Here is a 22,890-nt window from a genome sequence, read left to right as displayed (position 1 = left end):
ATAGACCCATCGCTCCGGGGCTATGTCTTTTGTTATACTTCCAAGTGAGGTTTCAAATACTTCATTTCGCACTTTAATATAAACCCACACAGAGGAGCGCAAAGACATGAACTTTTTCAAAAAACTGTTTGGCGGTAAGGAAATGGGCAAATCGGAAGATGGTACCACCATTTATGGTTATGACGCTTCGGATGAGCAGCAGGTTACACCTCCCGCCAATATTTTGTACATGGAAGATTTAAACGAACATTTCAATCGGGTCTTTCCAAACCGGGAAACCGGCGTGTTCCACGAACTGATCTCAGACATCGTACATATTGATGTGAATATTATGGAAGCTACACCTGATGAGCCCTACTGGGTGCTGTACACCAATGGGATGAGCGATCTGCCGCTGACGCTCCCTCAGGAGATCCGTAAAGAGTACAAGCATCTGGAACGCGCGGAGCTGATGATGTTTTTGCCGGCGGACTGGCCGCTTACGCAGGAGGATTTCGAAGCAGAGGAGAACTACTGGCCGATCCGGCTGATGAAGATGCTTGCCCGATTCCCGCATATGTATCAGACGTGGCTTGGATACGGACATACGATCCCCAACACGGAAGATTACGAGCCTTACGCGGATAACACGGAGCTGTCCGGTGTGATCCTGTATGCTCTGCCGGAAGAGGTTAGCACCGTCCATACGAAAGATGGCAATCAGGTTCAGGTTTATTTCCTGGTTCCGCTGTACCGGGAGGAAATGGAGTTCAAGCTGGAGTCCGGCATGGACGAACTGGTCGCCAAGCTGTTCGAGCTTCCAGAGGATTTCCTCATTCTGAATCCGAATAGACACAACGCTTGTAAATAACTGCCCGGATGAACAAGTTTGAAACAGCTTGAAAAGGCTGAGCCTAAGTCAAGGATATGACTTTGGGCTCAGCCTTTTGATACTAGTTAGCTTTCTTTCACTGTTGACTGTAATTTAGTTCGACCTTCCTAGTACCGCTCATTGATCTGCTCTCCTAACCATGCGCCTTGGCGGACAAGTCTGCGCTGCAGATCCGTGATGTCGATACTGCGCGTTTCCCGCGAACCTGTCTTGGCCAGAATCGCCGCGGCCGTACCGGAGGCTTCGCCCATGGCAAAGCAATTCGGCATGACCCGGGTGGAGCCTTGGGCCGCTCTATCGGTTGATATCGCTCTGCCGGCTACGATTACGTTCTGAATACCAACCGGAAGTAAGGCACGATAAGGAATGCCGTGCGACTCTCCCGGCGAAAGACGTACCATCGTCATGCCGCTCGTAGGCTTTGCCATATGAATATCAATAAAGTAGGCATTGCGGGCAATGTCGTCCGGGAACGAACGGCACGCCAGAAAATCGTCGGCGGTGACGATATAATCGCCGATGATCCGGCGGGTTTCCCGAATGCCGATCTGTTCGCCCGTCAACGTCAGGAAAGCGTTCTCGAATCCGGGAATCGCTTCCCGCAGCCAACCGGTAATGTGTTCAACAAGTGCGCGGCCTTCGATCGCACCGCGAGTCAGATCATCCGTGTTTGAACCATCTATCCCGAATACATGCCCGAAATTGAAGCCTGCCGTATGATCGTTTAGCCAGGAAATACCGGCCCAATCTCTCGCGACGCGCAATCGCCCTTCGTGCTTCGCTTTGTTGATCGCATGTTTCAGATCGTGGCCGTGCGTCTCAGCACTTGAGAGAAATTTGTTCCGGTCCAGGTTATTCAGGACGAAGCACATCGTCCCCGGCTGCAGCTCTCCATCATCTCCACCTTTGGCGAGCTGCCCGCCCGCAAGATAGGTGAGATCCGCATCGCTGGTTGCATCAATGTATATCTTCCCCTTCACCGCCTGGGTTCCGGTCTTGTTATTAATGATCGCCGCTTCAATGATGCCGTCCTGTTGAAGAACTTGACTGACGAAGGTATGGTACAGCACTTTAACGCCAGCCTCCATCATCTTCTCATCCAATATGCGCTTTAAAATTTCCGCATCAATCGGCACCCAATCCAGCCGATCCTTCCATGCTTCCTGAAACGTCTCCTCCATCTTGCTTTTCATAGCAAGCAGAATTTCCAGCCCAATCCCACGGATTACCGGCTTGATCTGATCGGTATACGGGCAAAATGCAGGAACCTGAGAGACCGTCGCCATGCCGCCCAGGTATCCTCTTTGCTCTATCAGCAATACAGATGCCCCGTTTCTTGCTGCTGCGAGCGCTGCTGCTACTCCTGACGGTCCTCCTCCGGCAACGACAACATCCACCTCCGTGTAGACAGGGATATCACGCTCGGGTATTTTAACGGTTAGTGCCATATCGGTCATTCTGACCACCTCCACCTGTTTTCTTCCATTGTAGTTTTAACTTACATCAACCGCGGTGAGACTGAACGCTCTTGTTTCTTTAATTCACTCGGGGCTACACCCCAATATTTACGAAACACTCTGGCAAAATAGCTGACATCACGATATCCTGCCGCTTCTGCTGCATCATACACCTTAACGCCGCTGTATAAGAGCTCTTTGGCATGCTCCATACTCCGCTTCAGGAGATATTCCGAAATGGATTTCCCTTCCTCCCGCTTAAAGAGCCGGCTAAGGTAAGAGGGATTGACATATAATCTTTCGGCCAGCGTGTGCAAGGTCAGTTCTTCTTTCCCCAGCATTTCCTCCACGGCCTCGATCATTTGTTTAACGAGCCGATGGCTGGAATGCTTTCGCTCCCGTTCCCGGTATTGGGTAATGCGGCTGGCCACTCTTTTGGACCATTCCACGATTTGCTCTTTGGATAGCAGGGATTCAAAGGATAGAAGCATCGAATAATCCTCTTGCAGCACCTCCTGCATCGACCAGCCCCGCGATTGAATCATACGTGTAAATAAGCTGCTCAAATACAGCAAATGCTCGTATACCTTTTGGGTTGAGACCGCTTGGGAGTATACGTCCTTGAAGTAGCAGTCTATCAGTTCAGCAACCGTTGCCGCGTGATCCGTATGAACCGCGATCTCCAGCTGCTTTTCGAACTCAGCGTCATAGTGAAACGGCTGCTCCATGTTGGTTACGTCCAGGTAAGGAACGAACACCTCATTTCCGTAAATGGCCCGCTCCTGCAGCGCACGGCGTGCCTGCCCGTAGGACAGCGAAACATGATCCCATGAGCCTGGGGTCCCCAGTCCGGCGCTGGCGGTAAGCTTCAGACACTCTTTAACAATGTTGAAGAGACGGGGAACGTGAACATTGATCCGCTGGATGATATCTGGAGCCGATTCTTCCGGTTGTCCCAAAAAGAGCAGCACGGTTGCTCCATCCGCATCATTAAAGACCCGGCAGTCTTCATGCTGTAAACATTCAGCCGCTATGCATCCCAGCGAAAACTGCAGCAACGCCTGATCCGAAGACGTAAATCGTTCTCCTTGCTCGTGAATCGGATCAATTTCACATACGGCTACTGCAAACCAGGTATAGAGGGCAAGCTCCAGATTCAGCTCTTCCATATGCTTCTTGAGCTCCCAGTCCGCATACCGGCCCTGTATCCAGTTTCTATAAAAATCATCCTGGAGCTGAGGCAGGCGATCCTGCCATTTCCGCTCCAGCTCAATCATGCTGTGCTTTTCCATCAGTTCCTCTCGTATCTCTTCCGCAGCCGCAAGAATAGCCTTCAAAATTTCATCGTCTCCGGCCGGCTTCAGCAAGTACTTCATGACGCCAAGCCCCACAGCAGCCTGCGCATACGGGAAATCGTCATGGCCGCTTAAAATCACGATTTTCATGTTCGGTTCCTGCTGCAGCACCGTTTTCGCCAAGGTCAACCCGTCCATCTCCGGCATCTCGATATCGAGCAGCATGATATCCGGCTTCCTGCGCCCGATCATGGACAGCGCTTCTAAGCCGTTCTCGGCAAGCGCCACTACTTCGATGCCATGCTCATTCCACGGTATATTATTGGCCAGGCTATTCAATATTCGAATTTCATCTTCAACAATCATGAGATTCATGTTCCGGTTCCCCTCTCTCCTCCCGGCAGCGCTCTGCCGGCAAATCGATGATCGCCGTCGTTCCGTTCCCTTCCCCGCTGACGATCTTCAATTCCGCCGTCTCCCCATAGTAAATGGTGATTCGAGCCTGGACATTGAGCAGCGCAAAAAACTCGGATTTCTTTTCAGGGGGGGCCGTGTAATCCCCGAACCTGATTCTTGCCAGGGCCTGTTGAATCCGCATAAGCCTTGGCCCTGGAATCCCTCTTCCATTATCGGTTACCTGGATGATCAGCCGGTCATTAGACACATCGGTGCGAATGCTTAATGCTCCGCCTTTTTTTCGTTTCTCCAAGCCATGCAATATGGCATTCTCAACCAGCGGTTGAAGCAGCAGCTTCAGAATATGCAAATGCTGGCTATCCTCAGAAGCGCAGTACTCCACCGTAAATCGCTCGGCAAAACGGATTTGCTGAATCCGAACATAGTATTGAAGGTGCTTGAATGTTTCCTCCACCGTAAACGACTCCTGCCCTTTGCTCAAACTCAGCCTGAAGAAGTTCGACAAGTTAAGCACCATCGTACTGATCTCTTCCGCTTCATAATTTTTGGCCGTCCAATAAATCGAATCCAGCGTGTTGTACAAGAAGTGGGGATTGATCTGAGCCTGCAGAAATTTGAGCTCCGTCTTGGTCATTCTGAGCTGTTGCTCATAGATGTCCTTGATCAGATGACGCTGCTGACTCGCCGTTTCGTTGAAAGCCTCCGTTAAATACCCCAACTCGTCCTGCCGCCCGTTCTCCAGCCTGATATTCAGATTGCCTTTACGCAGCTGCCGCATGCCGGACACAAGTCTTGATATCGGAGAAGCAATTCCGCTGTAGATAAACCAGGCAATCCAGACGGCAAGCACGACACTGAGTGCAATAATGCAGTACGCAAAAATTTGCAGCGGCCTCGACTTATCATAAATCTCACGCTCGGGCTGGATCAGCAGCAGCGACCATCCGCTTCGGGGAGAAGTCACCCGCAGAATCAAATTTTTCTCATCCGTTTCCGGGGTTTCCCGGACAAACACACTGCCTGGCTGGACGTCCCTCCATTCGAAAGACAATGTTTCTGCAGGAGCACTCGATACGATTAACCGCTCCCGGGCATCAAACAGATAGACCTTGGAGCTGCTGTTCGCCAGCAAATGGGACAACGAGCGGAGCAGCTGATTTTTCGAAATCGACAGCATGAGGACATTTTCGCCTTGTTCGCCGCGATAGAAATCCATAAGTCTCATCATAATAAGCTGATTCCGGTTATAGATAGGATCCGGGATTCCGGACAAATTTTCTTCATGGCGTTCTGACAAGTAGTATATGCTTGCGCCATTTGCCTTCAGAGCCTCACCGTACCATGGCTCAGGGCCTTGGGATTCACGGTGCAGCAGCCCGAGCTTTGTTGTGATCAGTGAGTTGGAAGGACGATGATAAATCATGGTGTCGCTTAAATATTCATTGACCATAGTTATATTCGTAAGCTCTTTCATGACACGCGTGAAGTCCATAATTGCCCCGGAGGTCAGGGTCTTCTCCTGATGAGACAGCAGGGCGGATAAATTGGTATCAGTTGCGATCAAGGTGGACAGATTGTGGATGCTTTTTAAGGTCAGGTCAACAAACTCCAACGCGGAGTTCATGGCACTGAGTGTGCGCTCGCCAAGCTCCTGCTCCAAAATCCGCTGAGACTTTACATTGGCAAACATACTGAACGCCACCAGCGGCAGCAGGATAAGAAGAAAATAACAGGTAAGCCTAAACTGAATCGACTGCTTCAAGACGTTGCGGAATTGCGTCAGCCACTTCATACGATTCCCCCACGATTCTGCATGCCTTCATTATAGCTTAGACCCTGTTATCCGTCCTGTTCATTGCCCGTTGACTTCCTTCGTCATTTCCTCGCCGCCGTTTTTCTTCCAGTCTTCAACAAATTGATCAAAGCTGTCTACCGGCTGCTGGCCTATGATGATTTTCGTGAATGCTTCGACCTCCATTTTGGACAGCTTAGGCCCGTATTTACCCATTCCTGGCGTCGGTACGCCCAGATATTGATTACGGATGGCAACCTCGTTAATCTTGTCGACAATCTCATTCAGCTTAAACTCCATACCGAGCGAGTCCAGACGCTCTCTGGATACTTCAGAATTGAACGGTACAATCGCTTCGCCGAGCGTTAGCCGGTAAATATGCTTGTTGTGCTCATCAAAGTTCGTAACCACCTTCCCGTCCTCCATATTCCATACCTCGCCCTCAAATCCGAGCATGAGTGTGCGGTATCCGTCTCCGATCATGAAATCAAGCATCTTAATAACAGCCTCCGGATGTTTGCTCGTAACCGGAATCACATTAAACCCGGCAACATAGCTGTTGCCCCAGGTTCCCTGCTTCCCGTCAGGTCCGGTTGGATATTCGAGGGGAATCCACTCTGCATTGGGATCATTCTTCTGGTTGGTTAAGATGGGGCCACGGGTATCATACCAGTTCCCGGAGAACAGGCCCACTTTGCCGCTGGCGACTTTCTCGTCAACATTAGCCATCTTATTTAGAGCCCACTCGGGATCAATCAGCTTTTCCTTATAGAGATCGGCAAGATAGCTGAGTGCTTCCTTCATTTCCGGCAGTGTGCTGGAATTCACCAATTGCCCGTCCCGTTCAGTCCATTGGCCCCGCTGGATTCCCCATGCCCCTATAAACGGAGCTACTCTGCCGAGGTTTTCCTGCAGGATCAGGCCAAACGTATCATCTTTGCCGTTTCCGTCGGGATCATCCTGCGCAAAAGCGCGAATCACCTGTTTGTATTCTTCGAGCGTTGTCGGTGGTTTGAGCCCCAGACGGTCCAGCCAATCCTTGCGTGCAAACATGATTTCATTGCCCGGGATCGGGTTCAAGCTGGGAATCCCATAGATCTTTCCGTCCACGGTGACGACCTTCCAGGCTTCCTCCGGGATACTTTTCTTCAGATTCGGTCCGTATTCGTCGATTAAATCATTCAGAGGGGTAAGGGCCTTCTGCCGAACATAGCTTTCGAACCAATTGGCGTCATAGGACAGGAGCATATCCGGCAGATCATCGGAGGCCATAATCACGTTCAGGGCATCCCCGTAACCGTCCGCAGGAGGGGTGATCAGCTTGATGTCCAGGCCCGTGTTCTCGCGGATGTAATCAATGTAAGGATTATTGTTCTCGTCCATGCCCGGCGGGAACTTCCGTCCGGCATTACTTAATACGATATCAATGGCCTGGCGTTGTTCCTTCCCTTTGCCACCTTCCTCCTTCGTGCCGGATGAACACGCGGACACCAGCAGCATGGAGGTCACCACCAGGATGGACACGGATCTTTTTACCAAGATTGAGACTTTCATGTGACAATCCCCTCTCTTTTCATATTACATGCAGTTCTAGCCTTTTACGGATCCAAGCATAATCCCTTTGACAAAATGCTTCTGCAGAAACGGATACACGAGCAGGATCGGAACTGTGCTGGCAATTAGCGCCGCAGCCTTCAAGGACTCCAAGGCCAGCAGGGTGCTGTCGATATTAGCGGAGTACCCGTTGTTATTGCTGATGTTCGATTGATTGAACATGATCAGCTCACGCAGATACACCTGCAGCGGGAAGAGATTCCGGTCCGTCACATACAGGACGGTGTCAAAGAAGGCGTTCCAATGTCCAACCGCATGGAACAAGGTAATCGTTGCAATGACCGGCATGGATAACGGAACAACGATCCGGACGAGCGTTCCGATATTGGAGGAGCCGTCAATCTTGGCGGATTCCTCCAATTCGGGCGGCACGCCTTGAAAGAAATTTCTCATAATAATAACATTGAACGCGCTAACCGCTCCAGGAATGATATAGACCCAGAAGGAATTCAGCAGCCCGGTCGCTTTCACAACCAGAAAGGTTGGAATCATGCCCCCGTTAAACAGCATCGTGAACACAATCAGGAACATGATGGCTGATCGTCCTTTGATATAAGCCTTGGACAGCGGATAGGCCAGCATACAAGTGATCACCACATTCACCAGCGTGCCGATGGCCGTACGCAGCAAACTGACATTGAAGGCGTTCACAAAGGCGTGCTCGCGCAGTACCTTCACATACGCCTCAAAACTGAAATCCACCGGCCATAATGTCACCTTGCCGGATGTTATCGCCTGATGACTGCTGAAAGACTGGGCCACGATATGCAGGAATGGCAAAAGCGCAAGCAGAGCAATGAAACCCAGGATCAGGTAATTAAGCCCCGATGCCAGACGTTCCCCCCTAGTAAGCCTCATAGATTCACCCCCTCTACCATAAGCTGTCCTGGCCAAGCTTTCTGGCGGCTTTGTTGGCGAGGACGACCAATATCAGACTGATGACCGATTTGAACAACCCTACAGCGGTAGTAAAGCTGAATTGGCCCTGCGTGATTCCGGTCCGGTAGACATAAGTCTCGATAACATCGGCCACATTGTAGACCAGCGGATTATAGAGCACAAAAATCTGTTCGAAGCCGACATCCAGAACGCTCCCGAGGCGCAGTACGAACAGGATCACGATGGTCCCGATGAGCGATGGCAGGGTAACGTGGAGCAACTGCTTCCATTTGCCCGCGCCGTCTACGACAGCGGCCTCGTAGATCTGTGGATCGATCGATGCCAGCGCAGCCAGATAGATGATGGCCCCCCATCCCGCTTCTTTCCAGATATCGCTGACCACCAGCACCGTTCTGAACCATTCCTGACTGCCCAGGAAGAAGATCGGCTCCAAGCCGAGCATGCCCAGAAACTGATTGACGATGCCCGTTGCCGGGGACAGCAAGTTGATCAGAATGCCTCCGATGATGACCCAGGACAGAAAATGCGGTAAATAGACAAGCGTCTGAACCCCGCGCTTATACAGCATGTGCCGGACTTCATTCAGCATCAGGGCCAGGATGATCGGACCCGGAAACCCCCAGATCAGCTTGTATAAACTGATCAGCAGCGTGTTTTTGAATACCGTGTAGAACTCGCTGTCCGAAAACATATTTTTAAAATGCGCAAGTCCCACCCATTCACTGCCGCGGATGCCGGCAAAGGCACTGAAATCCTGAAAGGCAACGATGATGCCTCCCATGGGCACATATTTGAAGATGATAAAATACGCGAGTCCCGGCAGCATAATCAGGTATAAGTCCCAGTACTTTTTCAAGGCCTGAAACCGCTCCGGCTTGACCGTACGAAGGGGATGGTTACCGGGCTTGCGATCCGCCGCTGCCAAATCTGAATCCATAGGCTACCTCCTTTACCCGTAGTCATAATTTCTTATCCGTGTGACTTCCTCATTGTACCTGCCATTTGGCAGTTGCTTTAAGGGCATTTGCATGACCTTTTAGGTGAATTTCTTGACCACTTGGCCGGGAACAACAATATTCCAAACCGAAACTCTCCATCTGCGCAACTTTACATACAAAAAAGCTGGCTAATAAGCCAGCTTCTAGTCCATCCAGTATTCTGAGTCTTTCTATTATTCTTTCAGGCCTCCCGTTTGGTATCCTCTTCCCAAGAACGGTAGTAATCAATTTTACCCCGCAGAATATCCAAAGTCTGATGAATCGTTTGAGCCTGCTCGATTAATTTCCGCTCATGCTCCTCCAGAAGTTGTCTGCGCTGGGGAATGCCCTCATTGCCAAGCCGCATCATATCAGCGAACTGTTGCATAAGTGCGATCGGCATTCCTGTAGTCTTAAGCTTTGCGAGTAATACGATCCATTCAAAATCATGCTCCCGATACATCCGATGACCATTCTCGGCACGAGGGATGGGGTCCATCAGACCGATCCTTTCGTAATAACGAAGGGTGTGTACGCTTAACCCCGTCATCTCAGCTGCCTGCTGAATGGTCAGTTCTTTATCGGTCATAACCTTACGCTCCTTTCAACATCAGTTCAATTGATCAAGCTGTTCCGGGCTAATTTGTAGCTGAAGTGCCCCCAGATTTTCCTCCAATTGCGTCAGACCGCTTGCAGCAACAACGGGAAGAGCTCTCGGGTGCTTGTGCAGCATCCAAGCCAGGACAAGCTGATTCGGTGTTGCTCCCAGCTCTCCGGCAACCTTCCTTAGCGTATGCAATCGGGTCATCTGATCCTCTCTCCGGTATGCATCGGGTAGGACAGCTTCCTTTTTGTTGTACACGCCTCCAAGGAGGGGGGAATAAGCCAAGAGCGTAAAATCATCGTGCTGACTGCAGTAAGCAAGTAAATCCTCATCGGTACTGACCTGCACTCCGAAATCCGCATCCGCTCTAGGCTGCAAATACGTATACCGCTGCTGGATGCAGCAATAGGATTGCCATCCTTTTGACTGACTGACCGCTTTGGCCTCAAGGAGCCTGGACAGCCGGTAATTGCTGCAGCCTATAGCCCTTACTTTACCCGATTTGACCAAGGAATCAAAGGTCTCCAAGGTTTCCTCAAGTTCAGTTTCGTTATCGTCTACATGAGCATAGTATAAATCTACATAATCTGTTCCAAGCCTCAGCAAACTTTCGTCAATTGCCTTCTCAATTGCTTGGCGGCCTAAGCCTTCCATTTTTTCGCTTTTCGGCACGACCGGTTTCGCTCCCACTTTGGTGGCTAAAATGATCTGATGTCTGTTTTTTCTTTCTTTCATCCATTCGCCAAGCAAAGACTCGCTTTCTCCGCCAACACAGCCTTCGTTCCAGATCGCATAATTATTGGCTGTATCCAGAAAGTTTCCCCCTGCTTCAAAAAAATGATTAAGCAGCTGGAAAGAGGTTTTTTTGTCGGTTCGCGATCCAAAATTCAGACAGCCCAAAGAATAAGCACTTACCAGCATTCCTGTATTCCCCAATGTAAAATGTTTCACACGATATCCTCCCTTTAACAAACTGAATTAACTTCCACTTTTTTGCATCGTACGTGACCAGTATACGAGTTTAAGCGCACTCTAAGTCAATACTATTAATCCAATATCTTTCTATTCTTACAATGCAAGAACACCTCAAAGAACAGCATCCTTTGCAACTACAGAATGCTGTTCTTCAAGTGTTTTTATAATAAACTACAGTTCCTTCGTCATAAAACTACTATTCGGATCCGGGATATAATCTGCAAATGGCTCACAATACGTGAAGCCGAAATCTTCATACAGCTTGCGTGCGGGGATGAATGAATCCATGGAGCCAGTCTCCAGACTGATCCGTTTATATCCGCGGCTTATGGCTACTTCAATAATATGAGCAAGAATTTTTCTGGCTACACCTTTGCGCAAATGCTTCTTAGCGGTCCGCATCGATTTGAGCTCAGCATGCTCCTTGTCCAATTCCTTGATTGCCCCGCAGCCCAGAAGCTCTTCATCCTCCCAAGCGCACCAGAAGGTAATTTCCGGTTGCTTCAACCCGTCCAGATTAAGGGCATGAATGCTCTCTGGCGGAGAGTCCTCTGCCATTCCTTGCAGATGTTCTGCAATTAATCCAATCACCTGTGCTCCACTTAGTTCATCTACAAGAATCTTCACTGCAACCACTCCTACGTTAATGTTAAGTATGAATTATACCTGTCTACTTTATGTATATCATATTACTCCCATGGCAGGTTTTCTGACAACATCTAAAATAAAAAGCCGCTAAATTAGCGGCTTCAATGGGACTATAAATGCTAAACCTTACCACTCAGCAATGCTGCCGTCGCGGTGCCGCCATACCGGATTTCTCCAGCGGTGGCCGTCCTTCGCCATCCTCCGCACATACTCTTCGTTCACGGTAATGCCAAGACCCGGTCCGGAAGGAATATGGACATGCCCGTCACTGTAGGCAAAGACGGCCGGGTCGGTGATATAATCCAGCAGGTCATTGCCTTGATTATAATGGATGCCCAGGCTTTGTTCCTGAATGACTGCATTGTAAGACGTTGCATCCACCTGAAGACAGGCGGCCAGAGCAATCGGCCCAAGCGGGCAGTGTGGCGCGACTGCGACGTCGAATGCCTCAGCCATGGCGAAGATTTTCTTGCATTCCGTGATCCCTCCTGCATGGGACAAGTCGGGCTGAATAATGTCAACCACCCCGTCCTTCAGCAGATTTTTGAATTCCCAGCGTGAGTACATGCGCTCACCCGTGGCGATCGGAGTGCTGGTATGATGTGCGATCTCCCGCAGAACTTCGTTGTTCTCCGGCAGCACCGGCTCTTCTATGAACATCAGGCGGTAGGGGTCCAGCTCTCTGGCCAGTCCCCGTGCCATCGGTTTGTGAAGCCGTCCGTGAAAATCAACAGCAATTCCGAACTCTGGTCCGCAGGCCTCCCTAATGGCGGCGACCCGCTCGACGATAGCATAAATCTTGTCATGGGTATCAATGAACTGCATCTCTTCCGAGGCATTCATCTTAATCGCCGTGAACCCGGCGGCCTTCTTCTCCAGCGCCGCCTTGACCACATCAATGGGACGGTCTCCACCTACCCAGGAGTACACCCGAATGGAATTGCGGCAAGCGCCGCCCAGCAGCTGGTACACAGGCGCATTGTAGATTTTCCCTTTAATATCCCATAACGCCTGATCGATCCCCGCTATCGCGCTCATCAGAATAGCCCCGCCACGATAAAAGCCTCCCCGGTACATCAGCTGCCACAGGTCTTCAATCCGCTGGGGGTCCTGCCCAATCACATAATCCATTAGCTCTTCCACTGCGGCCTGCACCGTATGCGCCTTGCCTTCGACCACCGGCTCCCCCCAGCCGGATATACCTTCATCGGTTTCAAGTTTCAGAAACAGCCAGCGTGGAGGAACGATAAAGGTCTCAAATCCGGTTATTTTCATCTTATTTTGCTCCTTTGCTGTTGTTCATTCTGGCCTTGCGGACTTCCTTGGCGAATTGGCGGGCCGTCTCTGTGATCTGCCCATAGTCGCCCTGCTCCACCGCCTCCCGGTCGACGAGAGCGCTTCCAAGACCGACGGCAACGGCTCCGGCAGCAAAGAAGTCTCCGACATTCGCAAGGGTCACGCCTCCTGTCGGCATCATGCGGATGTGGCCAAGTGGCCCCTGCAGTTCCTTGATGTAGGAGGCACCGAGTGAACCGCCCGGGAACACCTTAAGCAGGTCTGCACCCGCTTCATGCCCTCTGACCACTTCGGTCGGTGTCATTACACCTGGAATCGAGATTCGTCCGTGCTGTAAGGTCAGTGCTACAATCGCCTCATTCAAATTGGGGGAGAAAATAAAATCGGCTCCCGCCGCGATCGCCTGTTCGGCCTGCGCCAGTTTCAGTACGGTTCCCGCCCCTACCAGCAGGCGATCCCCATATTTCGCCTTCATGTCCGCGATCAGCCGATATACTTCCGGGGTATCGGCTGTAATCTCCAGCGCCCCGACCCCGCCTTCTGCCAGTGCCGCAGCAATGTGCTCAACCCGTTCAGGCGGTGGTCTGCGGATAACGGCGACCAGACCGGAGGTTATCAGCTGCTCGATTTGCGTTTCTTTGTCCATGTCCTTCCTCCTCCTTGGGAATGTGCCTCACTTACCGGATAATATCCTCCATGCCAGTTTCCCCTGCCAGGAGAAGATCCACATCCTGCAGGGCCGGCAGACCTTCCACATCGCCGCTTACCCCGACAACAATGGAACCTACAGCGTTGCCGCGCCGCACGGCAGAAGGGAGCTCCTCCCCACGCAGCAATCCGCTTATAAACCCTGCGGCAAAAGCGTCTCCGGCACCCATCGGATCAATGATTCTCTTCACGGGAAACCCGGGCTCAGTTCCAGAGATTCGTCCGTTACTGTAATAAGCCCCGTCCGCGCCGAGCTTGATAACGGCAGCGCCGGCACCAGCTTTCTGCAACCGGTCTGCGATCTCTGCAGGGTCACTACATCCTGTCAGGAACTGTCCCTCTTCCATACCGGGGAGCACGTAGTCGGCCAGAGCCGCGATTTCGTTAAGAACACGATAAGCCTCTTCTCTGTTCCACAGCTTCCAGCGGATATTGGGATCAAATACAATGGCTGTACCGTGTTTTTTGGCCGCTTCGAGGGCGCGAAAGGTTAATCTCCTGCACTCATGGCTAAGCGCCGGAGTAATACCCGTAACATGCAGGATGCGCGCACCTCCCACATATGCCTCATTAAGCTCCTCCGCCTGCATCAGGCTGGCCGCCGAATATTTGCGATAGTAGTACACCTGTATTTTGTCCGGGGAGATTTGTTCTTTGAAGAACACTCCCGTCGGCGCTTCATCTGTAACCCTGACTTCGGAAGTATCAACGCCATGTCCTCTGACGAACTGCCTGATATACCGGCCAAACGGATCATTTCCGAGCTTGCTGAACCAGCCGACGGTATGCCCCATCCGGGTAAGCCCAATGGCCACATTGGTCTCTGCTCCGGCAACATGCTTCTGAAAACCGTTCACATACTCCAGGGGAACCATCCGGTCCGGTGCCAGAAGCACCATGGTTTCCCCAAAGGTTACGACCTCCATTGCCCCTCCTCCTTCTGCTGTTTCACTAATTGAGTCTCCTCGTAAAGATCGTATCTTTTACATGAATTTTAGTTATAGATATGATCTTTACGCTATGATCATATTATCTTGCTCTTCGCCAGTCAATACTAAATCAATGCTCAGACGTATCTGTTTATTGTCACGAAGCTCATATGCTAGAATGAATGTATTCCAAGTCAAAGGGACGGCTAATTATGAAACAGAATAAACAAACCGCGTTTCAAGCGACAATAGAACTTATGAAGCAGAAAATTATAGGTGGGGAATGGGCTCCGGGAGACCGGCTCCCTACTCTTCAGCAGCTGGCTGTTGATTTCTCTGTTAGTGTCACTACAGTACGTGAGGCGCTGCGGATATTAGAGAGTCAGGGGAATGTCAGCATTGAGCACGGGCGCGGGATGTATGTGCGGAATGATCCGCTGCTGCTGGATGATCCGGCGGCTGGCTTAGAGGAATTAGATAACATATCGATCGTGGATCTGCTGGAAGCCAGACTGCTCATTGAGCCGGAACTTGCTGCTTTAGCCGCGAAGCGGGCCGATGAGGATCAGATCCGCCGGCTGCGGGTACTGGCAGATCGTATGGTGCAGCAAATGGAGGAAGGCGGCTCCTTCTTCGAGACCGACCTCGCCTTTCATCAGTTAATCGCCGAAGGGGCAGCCAATCCGGTGGTGGCGCGGATGCTCCATTCGATTCTTCCCTTGCTGGCCGAAGGACGCAAGCAGACCAATACGCTGCCCAATATGCGGACCAAGGCTTCCAATTACCATGTTCTGATCGCCATTGCCATCGAGGAGCGGCAAAGCGAAACAGCCCGACAGCTAATGGAAAGCCATATTCAGAGTATGCTGACTACTCTTAAGCAGTAGTTATCAAAGTAAATAAGAAGCAATATGTCCGGTCCCCTATAAGAAAAAGACCTGTGCGGGGCACGGGTCTTTTTCTTCTTTACTAACACAGTTCCATCACTAACAGGTTGTGTCTAGTAGTTGGTTCTGTTTAAATGCTGACTCCACCTTGAATTATACAGTTTCGATTTTGAGCCGGCTAAACTCCACTGTGCCCTGGCTAACGAAAACGGCAAGTTTACCATGTTGAATATCGTATATTCTGGCACTCAGCGCCACTTCCCCACCGACATAAATCTCGCAAATTGTATGATCGATAAACACCTTCAGCTCATACTCCTGATCCGGCATCAGCTTGAGTGGACGTTCCAGTTCCACATCGTAAGGAAAGGTTTTGCCCCCCTCCTCCGTTTGCATTATCGGTCCACGAAAGGTAATCCGGCTTCGTTCGGGTTCCAGCGTGATATAGTAGGCAATATCCAGACCCTTATCTGCCCTTAGCATGATCCCCAGACCCTGAGTCATCTCCGAGAAACGAACGGTTGCAGAAATTTTGCACAAGTCAGGCAGCTCCTCCTGTGAGATACAACCTGCAAAGGCATACGGAGATTCGCAGAGCAGCACATCGTCCGTGATCGACCAATCTCCGATGATTCCCTCAAACTTCGCAGGTACCTGTTCAGCAAAAGCAGAGTCAACCGTTTCCGGAACCTTCACGCCTAATGTCCCATCCGGACGTTGAATAATTTCATGCACAATCATATTGCCGCCCCAATCCCAGGTGTCATAATCTTTGCCTGGAGCTTTGGGCGGGTTCCAGCCGAACAGGTCGTCATCCTTCGTTGGATTCCAGCCGAATAGATAACGCTTTTGCCCATCCGATACCGACTTGGCCGCATAATAAGCCCGTCCATCAAATGCTTCTTCCTGCGGTGTAATCCACGGTCCATTCAAGGAACGGCTCATTCGGTAAAAGGTGCCAAAACGCCCTGTATACGAAGAGTAGATCAGGTACCACCATTCTCCCATCCGAAACAGGTCAGGGCATTCATGCGCTCCCACATGCAGCTTCGGTGCATAGAGCGGTTCCCGGTACTCCCAATGCTTGAGATCCTTGGACGACAGGAGACCGGTACAGCCTTTACGGTTAGTCGGTCCTTTGGCCAGTGCGGCGATCAGCATCCAGTATTGCCCTTCTTCTTCATTCCAGAACACAAAGGGATCACGCCAGTCCGCCAGCTCATAAATTTCGCCGTCCGGACCAAAAGTGTCTTCAGGAATCGGCTCCCATGTTCGCAGATCCTTGCTAACGGCATGGCAGGCAAACTGTTTCCCTTCGGGAAAGATACAGTAGAACATGTGATAGACATCGTCCACTTTGAGAATATGTCCGGTCCCGCCTTCGATTTTGCAGGCTCCTTCTTCCCGGTAATTCACAAAATCTTTCGTGCCAAGAAGATGCCAGCCCTGATCAAGACCTTCGCGGTAATTGTCTCTCCACCCGTGCAGATAAAACAGTTTAAACTCTCTATCTTCATAGTAAGGAATTACATCCCCCACCCAAGCGTTGTCTGGACGATAAAAAAATTTTTTCATTAATAATTCCTCCCTCTTCCTTAAGTATGATGATACTCGGTATAAAGCAGAGAAAGCCGGAGTCATGGCGAAGGCGGACATCACCTTGCCTCCCCGGCTTTTCCTTCGCCATTATTGATTGACTGTATCCAGCAACAGCGAGATGATTTGCGCGCTTTCCGCACGATTTACGGTTTCATGTGGCATGAATAACTGGTTGCCGCGCCCGGTAACTAATCCGAGCTCCTGTAAGGCAGCTACTGCATCTACAGCCCATGCACTAATCGTACCGGCATCTTTGAAATTACTCCTTTGACCGAAGACAGGATTCTGCCGTGTATGAAACAAATACGCCTTGTGGATCATGGATGCCATTTCTTCACGGCTTATGGTTTCCTCAGGGGCAAAGGTATCTGTGCTTCTTCCCGTTACAATTCCCGCTTCGTATGCTACGGCAATGGAAGAAGCGTACCATTCCGTGGATTCTACATCTTTGAATGCGGTTAAGTTCGTCCCTGTTATTCCAAGTGCCCGGGTGATCAGGGAAGCGAACTCCGCTCTGCTTACTTTTTGCTTCGGTGCGAAATCCGTCTCACTCACGCCCAGAACAATTTGCTTCGCTGCCATCCTTTTGATAACATCATGGGCCCAATAAGAGGCATTCACATCTTCAAAGGTTTTGTCATAGGTAAGGACGGCAAATTTACTGAAATGGTTCACTTGTGCATTCCATTTACCGTCTGAATAGCTTCCGCCCCTATACTCCACTCTGCCGTCCGCAGCGATGTTATAGATACCCGTCAGATCCTGGCGGGAATTCTCTTTTGCACTCAGCCTGATGGTGACCGGTTTGGAGAATTTCTCAAGTGTAAGCATCGTTCCATCGGCTTTTACAATAGCCAATTTGAAGTCATAGACCTCTCCTATTGCGGAGATGTCCGCATGATTCTTTTTTCCGGCTTGTGCAAGCAGCTCTTTACTTTGCTCTGAAGATAATGCATCCATTTCAATAGAGATTTTCGACTGCCCAAGCTCGCTGTCAGTAATCAGCGCCTGTAACCCCTTTAATACCTCTGCAGGAACTTCGATTTCCACATCTGTGTTCTTAACTTTCAGAGCATTCTTGCCGTCATTAGCCGCCATAGTCACAGGAAATAGCACCTGCCGCTCGCCCTTTGCCAGTTCGAATGCCAAATTGCCCTGACTCTCCGGTTTGCTTACCGGAACCACCGGCTTCCCCGGAAGATTGCTTGGAACGGCTGTGTCAGTCGGGTTGGCCGGGTGGGCTGGTTCACTTGGATGGGCTGGATCTGGCGGATCAGTTGGATCAGTCGGGTTATTCGGATTCACCGGATTCTGCACCTTAATCGGTACATTGAAATCATCGACATTAATATGTCCGAACCCGCCTGTGGATTGGTCAACCACCTTGATATAGAGCTCCTCGCCGATATACTGCGAAGCGTCCCAGATCTTCCGCTGATACTCCTCATAGTTGGTCGCAGTCTCTTTGAATAGCTCTTTGCCGTCCGATGCCCGGACCAGCGCAACATACAGCTTATCGATATCACGCCCGCCGCTGACCAGGAAGTTAAGCTTACCGTTCCCGCCAAGGATGAAATTCTGCGATTTCAGCGTTCCCGTCAAGCTGTCACCGCCGGCCGCCTCGTTGAAGCCCCATAAATGATATCCTCCCGGAATTTTATGCGACGGATTGAAGTAGATCGTGTCCCAGAAGAACTTGGCATCGGTCACATGCACATCCTGGAAGGCATCTCCTTCCGTAATCCAGCCTGTTAAGTCTCCTGTAGCAAAATCGTGGTTAGGCAGATCCGTAATATCGGTGTATACAGAGTTGTCCCAGTTGTCAGGCACATCAACCGGAGCAGCCGGTTCACCCGTCAAAGCATTCATATTCCATACTTCCATCGACTTGACTGTAATATCGTTGTCGGCCCAAACTTGCAAGCCCAAGGAATCGTATCTTCCCACGTAGACGCGGGTTGTCAGTTTTTTCTTGTAATTTGCAAAGGCTTCGACAACAGAGCGGTCCAGGAAAATATGCAGCTTCAGGTTCTCTCCGTCCAGATCCACGTATCCGCCTTGAATGCCGTCCACACGCACATCCGGATCAATACTGCTCTTGGTCCGGTCCACATTGAAGGTCCCGTTCGCCTTATCATAGTAAATCAGCGTTTCTTCCTGGTTGTTATCGGAGCGCCGTACCTTAAGACCGAATTTCTGGGCTTCGCCCGGATCAATTTCCATCACAATCTCCAGCATGTCGCCTTTGACAATCCGGATCAATTGATTGGCAGAAGCCAAATTTTTGTCCGAGAAATCAACCACCTTATCTCCCCGGAGACTCTGCAATTCCTCAATGGGCTCAATGCGCAATTCATCATGCTCATCCAGGCTCAGGGAAACCGGCAGTGCCAGATTATGAGCCCATCCAGCCTGATATTCAGCCTGCGGCGTTCTTACATTTTGCACCATGGAGTATACGACCGTTCTTCCGTCAGGTGTAACCATCCCGCTCTCTGCAGTCAAATAACCATCCCCCACATCCATTTTGGAGGGAGCGTCCTGATCAGGTATAAACTTGAAGTTATCTCTATCCCAGGTTCCAATCCAGTAAAAGACTTCAACATCTCTTTGCACATCGTCAGCCGGGGGAACCTGTTCCGGCTTCTCATGGGGATTAACCATGAAAATGTATTTTTGCTGCCCTGTACTATCCTCACCTAACGGTAATAATACCGGCAGTTCCCATACCGTACCGAGCTCCGGATAAAGATTTCTGTTACTAACATATAAAGGTCCCTTATACTCCCAGTTGTACATATCGTCAGACACGTATACCAGAGCTGTACCGCTGCTGAAGTCTTGAAGACCGGATGTCACCAGCTGATACCATTTGTCGGTCTCCTGGTCATACCATACAAAAGGATCGCGGAACTCATTATGGATGCCATTGCCGTTCTGCTCCGTTACCGGCTCAGGGTATTTCACCCATTGCTCCAGATTAGGGTCCGACAGATCAGCTGGAGTCGCCAGGCCCGTTCTTTGATTTGGTGACAAAGAGTCATTGCCGGCAGTATAGAACAGGACAGGATTGCCGTCACGGTCATACGCTGCGCTGCCTGACCACGCACCGTCAGGATCAAGCGTGCCCGCTTCTGGCGCAAGTGCAGGCCTCACATTTTCCCAATGGACCATATCGTCACTCACCCAATGTCCCCAGTGGATTTGATGCCAGAATGGACCTTGCGGGTTGTGCTGATAAAATAAATGATACTTGCCGTTATAGTAAATCGGTGCATGCGCTTCATTCATCCAGTTTTGCGGAGGCATCGCATGGTACTGCGGACGGTGCTGATCACCGTCAAACACACTGGGATCCTCGTCAATGTCACCATTTGGAATTTCCGGAACCGCACCGCTGTGAAGCGCCTTCACATTCTCATACTCAGCAAGGATCTCTTGACCCGTGAGCGCTTTGTTCTGCAGCTTCACTTCATCGATAAGTCCGCTGAACATATTGTAGGAGAACAATCCCGCAAACTCTGCAGATTTATTGTTTTTTCCGATAATCAGCTTTTCCGTAGAAGGGGTTATCGGAACGTTGACAGGAGTTGCCTGAGAAGCTACTTCCTGACCATTTAGATATAATTTAATGATTGCGTCCTTTTTGTCGAACGTAGCTGCTACGTAATTCCATTTATACTTTTCGAGTGGATGGTCTTTGACCCATACCTGAATCCACTGTCCGCCAATGCCGACCTGCATTGACCATGTGCCGTGCCGGTACATCCCCAAAGCAAATCCTTCTGTCTTATCCTGATCAGACTGGTTCACGATAGCAGACAGCTTGTTCCCGTCTCCCCATTCGTAGCTGCGTGGAGCGACCCAAGCCTCAATCGTTAACGCGTCACTTACTGGAACGGCATCCTTTGCATTAACCTCGATATCATTTGAGTATCCATCGAATAGCAAAGCGCCGCCTTTTACTCCGCGTGGAGTCCATCTTGGATCTTTGGAATCCATATATCTGGCGTTATTAAATACGTAGTTTACATCATGATCAAGATTACTTACTTCCTCATGTGCCTTTTTTCCTGCGCCTTCATCAAGGTTCATGTAGAAAATGGTTCCCGTATTATTCGCTTGAAAAGCGTCAACGGAGATACGTGCTTGATTGGATGGATCGATAACTTTGATATAAAGCCTCTTATTATAGTGCTTCTGCATTTTCCAGGAAATCTTCTCATTCGCATGGACATCCCCGGTCTTCTCAAGCAACGTGTTCGTGCTGGCATCATATAATGCGACGTAGGCTTCCTGCGGGTTGACGATGTCTACAACAGTGAAGTTAATTGTCCCGGTCCCTCTAAGCGTAAAGGTATTGGAGGTAATCGAACCCTGTCCTTCCAAAGTGGACTTGGCATAATAGTTACCTTCTTTACCAGCTTGGGCATCATTGTCCACTTGAAAAGCGTTGCCCTGAGCAGTCCAGCTCTCTAAATTTCCGGTTTCAAAGCTGTGATTCTGGATTTCGGTCGGTATAATGTTATCCGCCATAACTCCTTCTTCCGGTACATGCTCATTGAAGGTGTGGAAGGCGTCCGCAAAGATTACTCCCCAATCCGCGTGCCCATTATCGACGATCTCCACATACGGCTTCTTCCCGATATGCTTGGAGAGATCGGCTTTATACTGCTCCATATTCGCAAGTCTCAGGCCCTGTGCCGGATCCGGGAACCCGGACTCGTTAAATTCGGTGTTGCCATACCTGGAAATTAGTTCACCTGTGTCCGCATTGATAACGTTCACATACACTTGATCCGTATGCTTGCCTCCGCCCAGTCTGAAGGTAATCCAGCCTGTTCCGCCCAGCTCGAAGGTGCTGGACCGAAGCTTACCTGTTGCGCTCTCGTTATACTTCAATCCATTTAAATGATAAGTGCCTTCCTGGTTATAAGGGATTTGTTCAACCCAATAGGTGGTTTCGTCTGACACGCTGTTCGGTCCAAACGCTTCGCCTTCGACAACTGTCCAGCCTGTTAAGTTCCCGGTTTCAAAGCCGGGATTCTCAATTTGATAGCGTTTGAAATCCGGCTTGATATCCGTGGCGGTAATTCCTTCCGCAGGCTCGGACTCATGGTACATGAAGAAGGCGTCTGCAAATACCACTCCCCAATCCGAGGTAGCATTGTCGATGATCTCTACATACAGCTTTTGGCCCAGATATTCGGAAAGATCCGCCTTATATTGCTCCATATTGGCAAGCCGCAAGCCTTGTGCGGGGTTCGGGAAGCCGACATCGGCAAAAGCGCTATTGCCATACCTCGCAATCACTTGTCCCGATTCAGCCTCCACGACATTGATATAAGCCTTGTTTGGATTTTTGGCACCGCCAAGCTTGAAGCTGATCCATCCGCTGCCGCCGAGCTCGAAAATGCTGGAACGAAGCACACCGGTCGCAGCTTCGTCATGTTTCCAGCCGTTTAGATGATAAGCCCCTTCCTGATTGTACGGGATTTGTTCCGCCCACCAGGTGGATTCACTCGATACACTGTCCTGGCCGAACGCTTGGCCTCTGACAACGGTCCAGCCTGATATATCCCCGGTTTCAAATCCGTGATTCTGGATTTGATAGACTGTATCCGTAACTGACAACCCCTCGTCAGCCTGGGTAATTGAATAGACCGCATCCGTAACCGACAATCCTGCGTCAGCCTTAGGGGTGAATGTCTCCCGAGTGCCTACTCCAGCTCCGGCTGCAGCCGAGATTCCGGGAGCTACAAGCTGAAGAACCATCACCCCTGCAACCATTCTGGAGATCCATGCTTTGTTTCTTTTGGCTTCTTTCATCAACGAGCCTCCTTCATCATTTCTTATTCATGAAATCATTCATACGTATTTTTGAAATGACTCTCCGGATACAAGGATGCATAGTCATGAAG

Annotated in this window: 16 protein-coding genes; 2 read left to right on the top strand and 14 right to left on the bottom strand. The window is 50.3% G+C overall.

The genetic code is table 11. From position 1 onward, the window contains the following. Window positions 1-106: 106 nt before the first annotated feature. Entirely contained in the window at window positions 107-850 is a 744-nt protein-coding gene (locus NST26_RS16405; protein ID WP_340979472.1) for a suppressor of fused domain protein, read from the top strand. Window positions 851-978: 128 nt separating this feature from the next. Here the strand turns inward: NST26_RS16405 and NST26_RS16400 are convergent, their stop codons facing one another. From NST26_RS16400 to NST26_RS16345, 12 genes are all read right to left on the bottom strand, one after another. Further along, complete coding sequence (locus NST26_RS16400) at window positions 979-2,328, bottom strand: FAD-dependent oxidoreductase (RefSeq protein ID WP_340979471.1); 1,350 nt, start codon at window positions 2,326-2,328, stop codon at window positions 979-981. Between the two features lie 41 nt (window positions 2,329-2,369). Next, window positions 2,370-3,998, bottom strand: a complete 1,629-nt coding sequence (locus NST26_RS16395; protein ID WP_340979470.1) for a response regulator — start codon at window positions 3,996-3,998, stop codon at window positions 2,370-2,372. Next, window positions 3,979-5,832, bottom strand: a complete 1,854-nt coding sequence (locus tag NST26_RS16390) for a sensor histidine kinase (RefSeq protein ID WP_340979469.1) — start codon at window positions 5,830-5,832, stop codon at window positions 3,979-3,981. The genes NST26_RS16395 and NST26_RS16390 overlap by 20 nt, the downstream gene beginning before the upstream one ends. A 60-nt stretch (window positions 5,833-5,892) precedes the next feature. Beyond that, the gene (locus NST26_RS16385; RefSeq protein ID WP_340979468.1) at window positions 5,893-7,386 is read right to left on the bottom strand and encodes an extracellular solute-binding protein; all 1,494 of its coding nucleotides are present in this window, start codon (window positions 7,384-7,386) and stop codon (window positions 5,893-5,895) included. Window positions 7,387-7,422: 36 nt separating this feature from the next. Then, complete coding sequence (locus NST26_RS16380; RefSeq protein ID WP_340979467.1) at window positions 7,423-8,304, bottom strand: carbohydrate ABC transporter permease; 882 nt, start codon at window positions 8,302-8,304, stop codon at window positions 7,423-7,425. Between the two features lie 13 nt (window positions 8,305-8,317). Further along, window positions 8,318-9,283 carry an ABC transporter permease gene (locus NST26_RS16375; protein ID WP_340979466.1) on the bottom strand — a complete coding sequence of 322 codons (966 nt, stop codon included), beginning with the start codon at window positions 9,281-9,283 and terminating at the stop codon, window positions 8,318-8,320. A 242-nt stretch (window positions 9,284-9,525) separates the two neighbouring features. After that, window positions 9,526-9,912 (bottom strand): MerR family transcriptional regulator, encoded by a 387-nt coding sequence (locus NST26_RS16370; protein WP_340979465.1) that lies wholly within the window; start codon window positions 9,910-9,912, stop codon window positions 9,526-9,528. A 21-nt stretch (window positions 9,913-9,933) separates the two neighbouring features. Further along, window positions 9,934-10,878 (bottom strand): aldo/keto reductase, encoded by a 945-nt coding sequence (locus NST26_RS16365; protein WP_340979464.1) that lies wholly within the window; start codon window positions 10,876-10,878, stop codon window positions 9,934-9,936. Window positions 10,879-11,073: 195 nt separating this feature from the next. Further along, window positions 11,074-11,529 (bottom strand): GNAT family N-acetyltransferase, encoded by a 456-nt coding sequence (locus NST26_RS16360; RefSeq protein ID WP_340979463.1) that lies wholly within the window; start codon window positions 11,527-11,529, stop codon window positions 11,074-11,076. A 147-nt stretch (window positions 11,530-11,676) separates the two neighbouring features. Beyond that, window positions 11,677-12,825, bottom strand: coding sequence for a galactonate dehydratase (gene dgoD / locus NST26_RS16355; RefSeq protein ID WP_340979462.1), 1,149 nt, complete (start codon window positions 12,823-12,825; stop codon window positions 11,677-11,679). A 1-nt stretch (window position 12,826) separates the two neighbouring features. Further along, entirely contained in the window at window positions 12,827-13,492 is a 666-nt protein-coding gene (locus NST26_RS16350; RefSeq protein ID WP_340979461.1) for a bifunctional 4-hydroxy-2-oxoglutarate aldolase/2-dehydro-3-deoxy-phosphogluconate aldolase, read from the bottom strand. A 31-nt stretch (window positions 13,493-13,523) separates the two neighbouring features. Then, a complete protein-coding gene (locus NST26_RS16345; protein WP_340979460.1) occupies window positions 13,524-14,480 on the bottom strand; it encodes a sugar kinase in 957 nt (318 codons plus the stop codon). Window positions 14,481-14,695: 215 nt separating this feature from the next. On the opposite strand from NST26_RS16345, the gene NST26_RS16340 reads away from it, so the two are divergent. Continuing rightward, the gene (locus NST26_RS16340; RefSeq protein WP_340979459.1) at window positions 14,696-15,370 is read left to right on the top strand and encodes a FadR/GntR family transcriptional regulator; all 675 of its coding nucleotides are present in this window, start codon (window positions 14,696-14,698) and stop codon (window positions 15,368-15,370) included. A gap of 153 nt (window positions 15,371-15,523) precedes the next feature. Here the strand turns inward: NST26_RS16340 and NST26_RS16335 are convergent, their stop codons facing one another. Both NST26_RS16335 and NST26_RS16330 read right to left on the bottom strand, forming a co-directional pair. Next, window positions 15,524-16,945 (bottom strand): glycoside hydrolase family 32 protein, encoded by a 1,422-nt coding sequence (locus NST26_RS16335; RefSeq protein ID WP_340979458.1) that lies wholly within the window; start codon window positions 16,943-16,945, stop codon window positions 15,524-15,526. Window positions 16,946-17,056: 111 nt separating this feature from the next. Continuing rightward, on the bottom strand, window positions 17,057-22,798 hold the full coding sequence (locus tag NST26_RS16330) for an S-layer homology domain-containing protein (RefSeq protein ID WP_340979457.1): 5,742 nt from the start codon (window positions 22,796-22,798) through the stop codon (window positions 17,057-17,059). Window positions 22,799-22,890 lie beyond the last annotated feature (92 nt).

It is taken from the genome of Paenibacillus sp. FSL R7-0128 (genome assembly GCF_038002245.1).
Taxonomy (GTDB): Bacteria; Bacillota; Bacilli; order Paenibacillales; family Paenibacillaceae; genus Paenibacillus_AQ; species Paenibacillus_AQ silagei.
The sequence above is the reverse complement of the archived record's forward strand: the minus strand, read 5'-3'. Positions and strand labels throughout refer to the sequence as shown.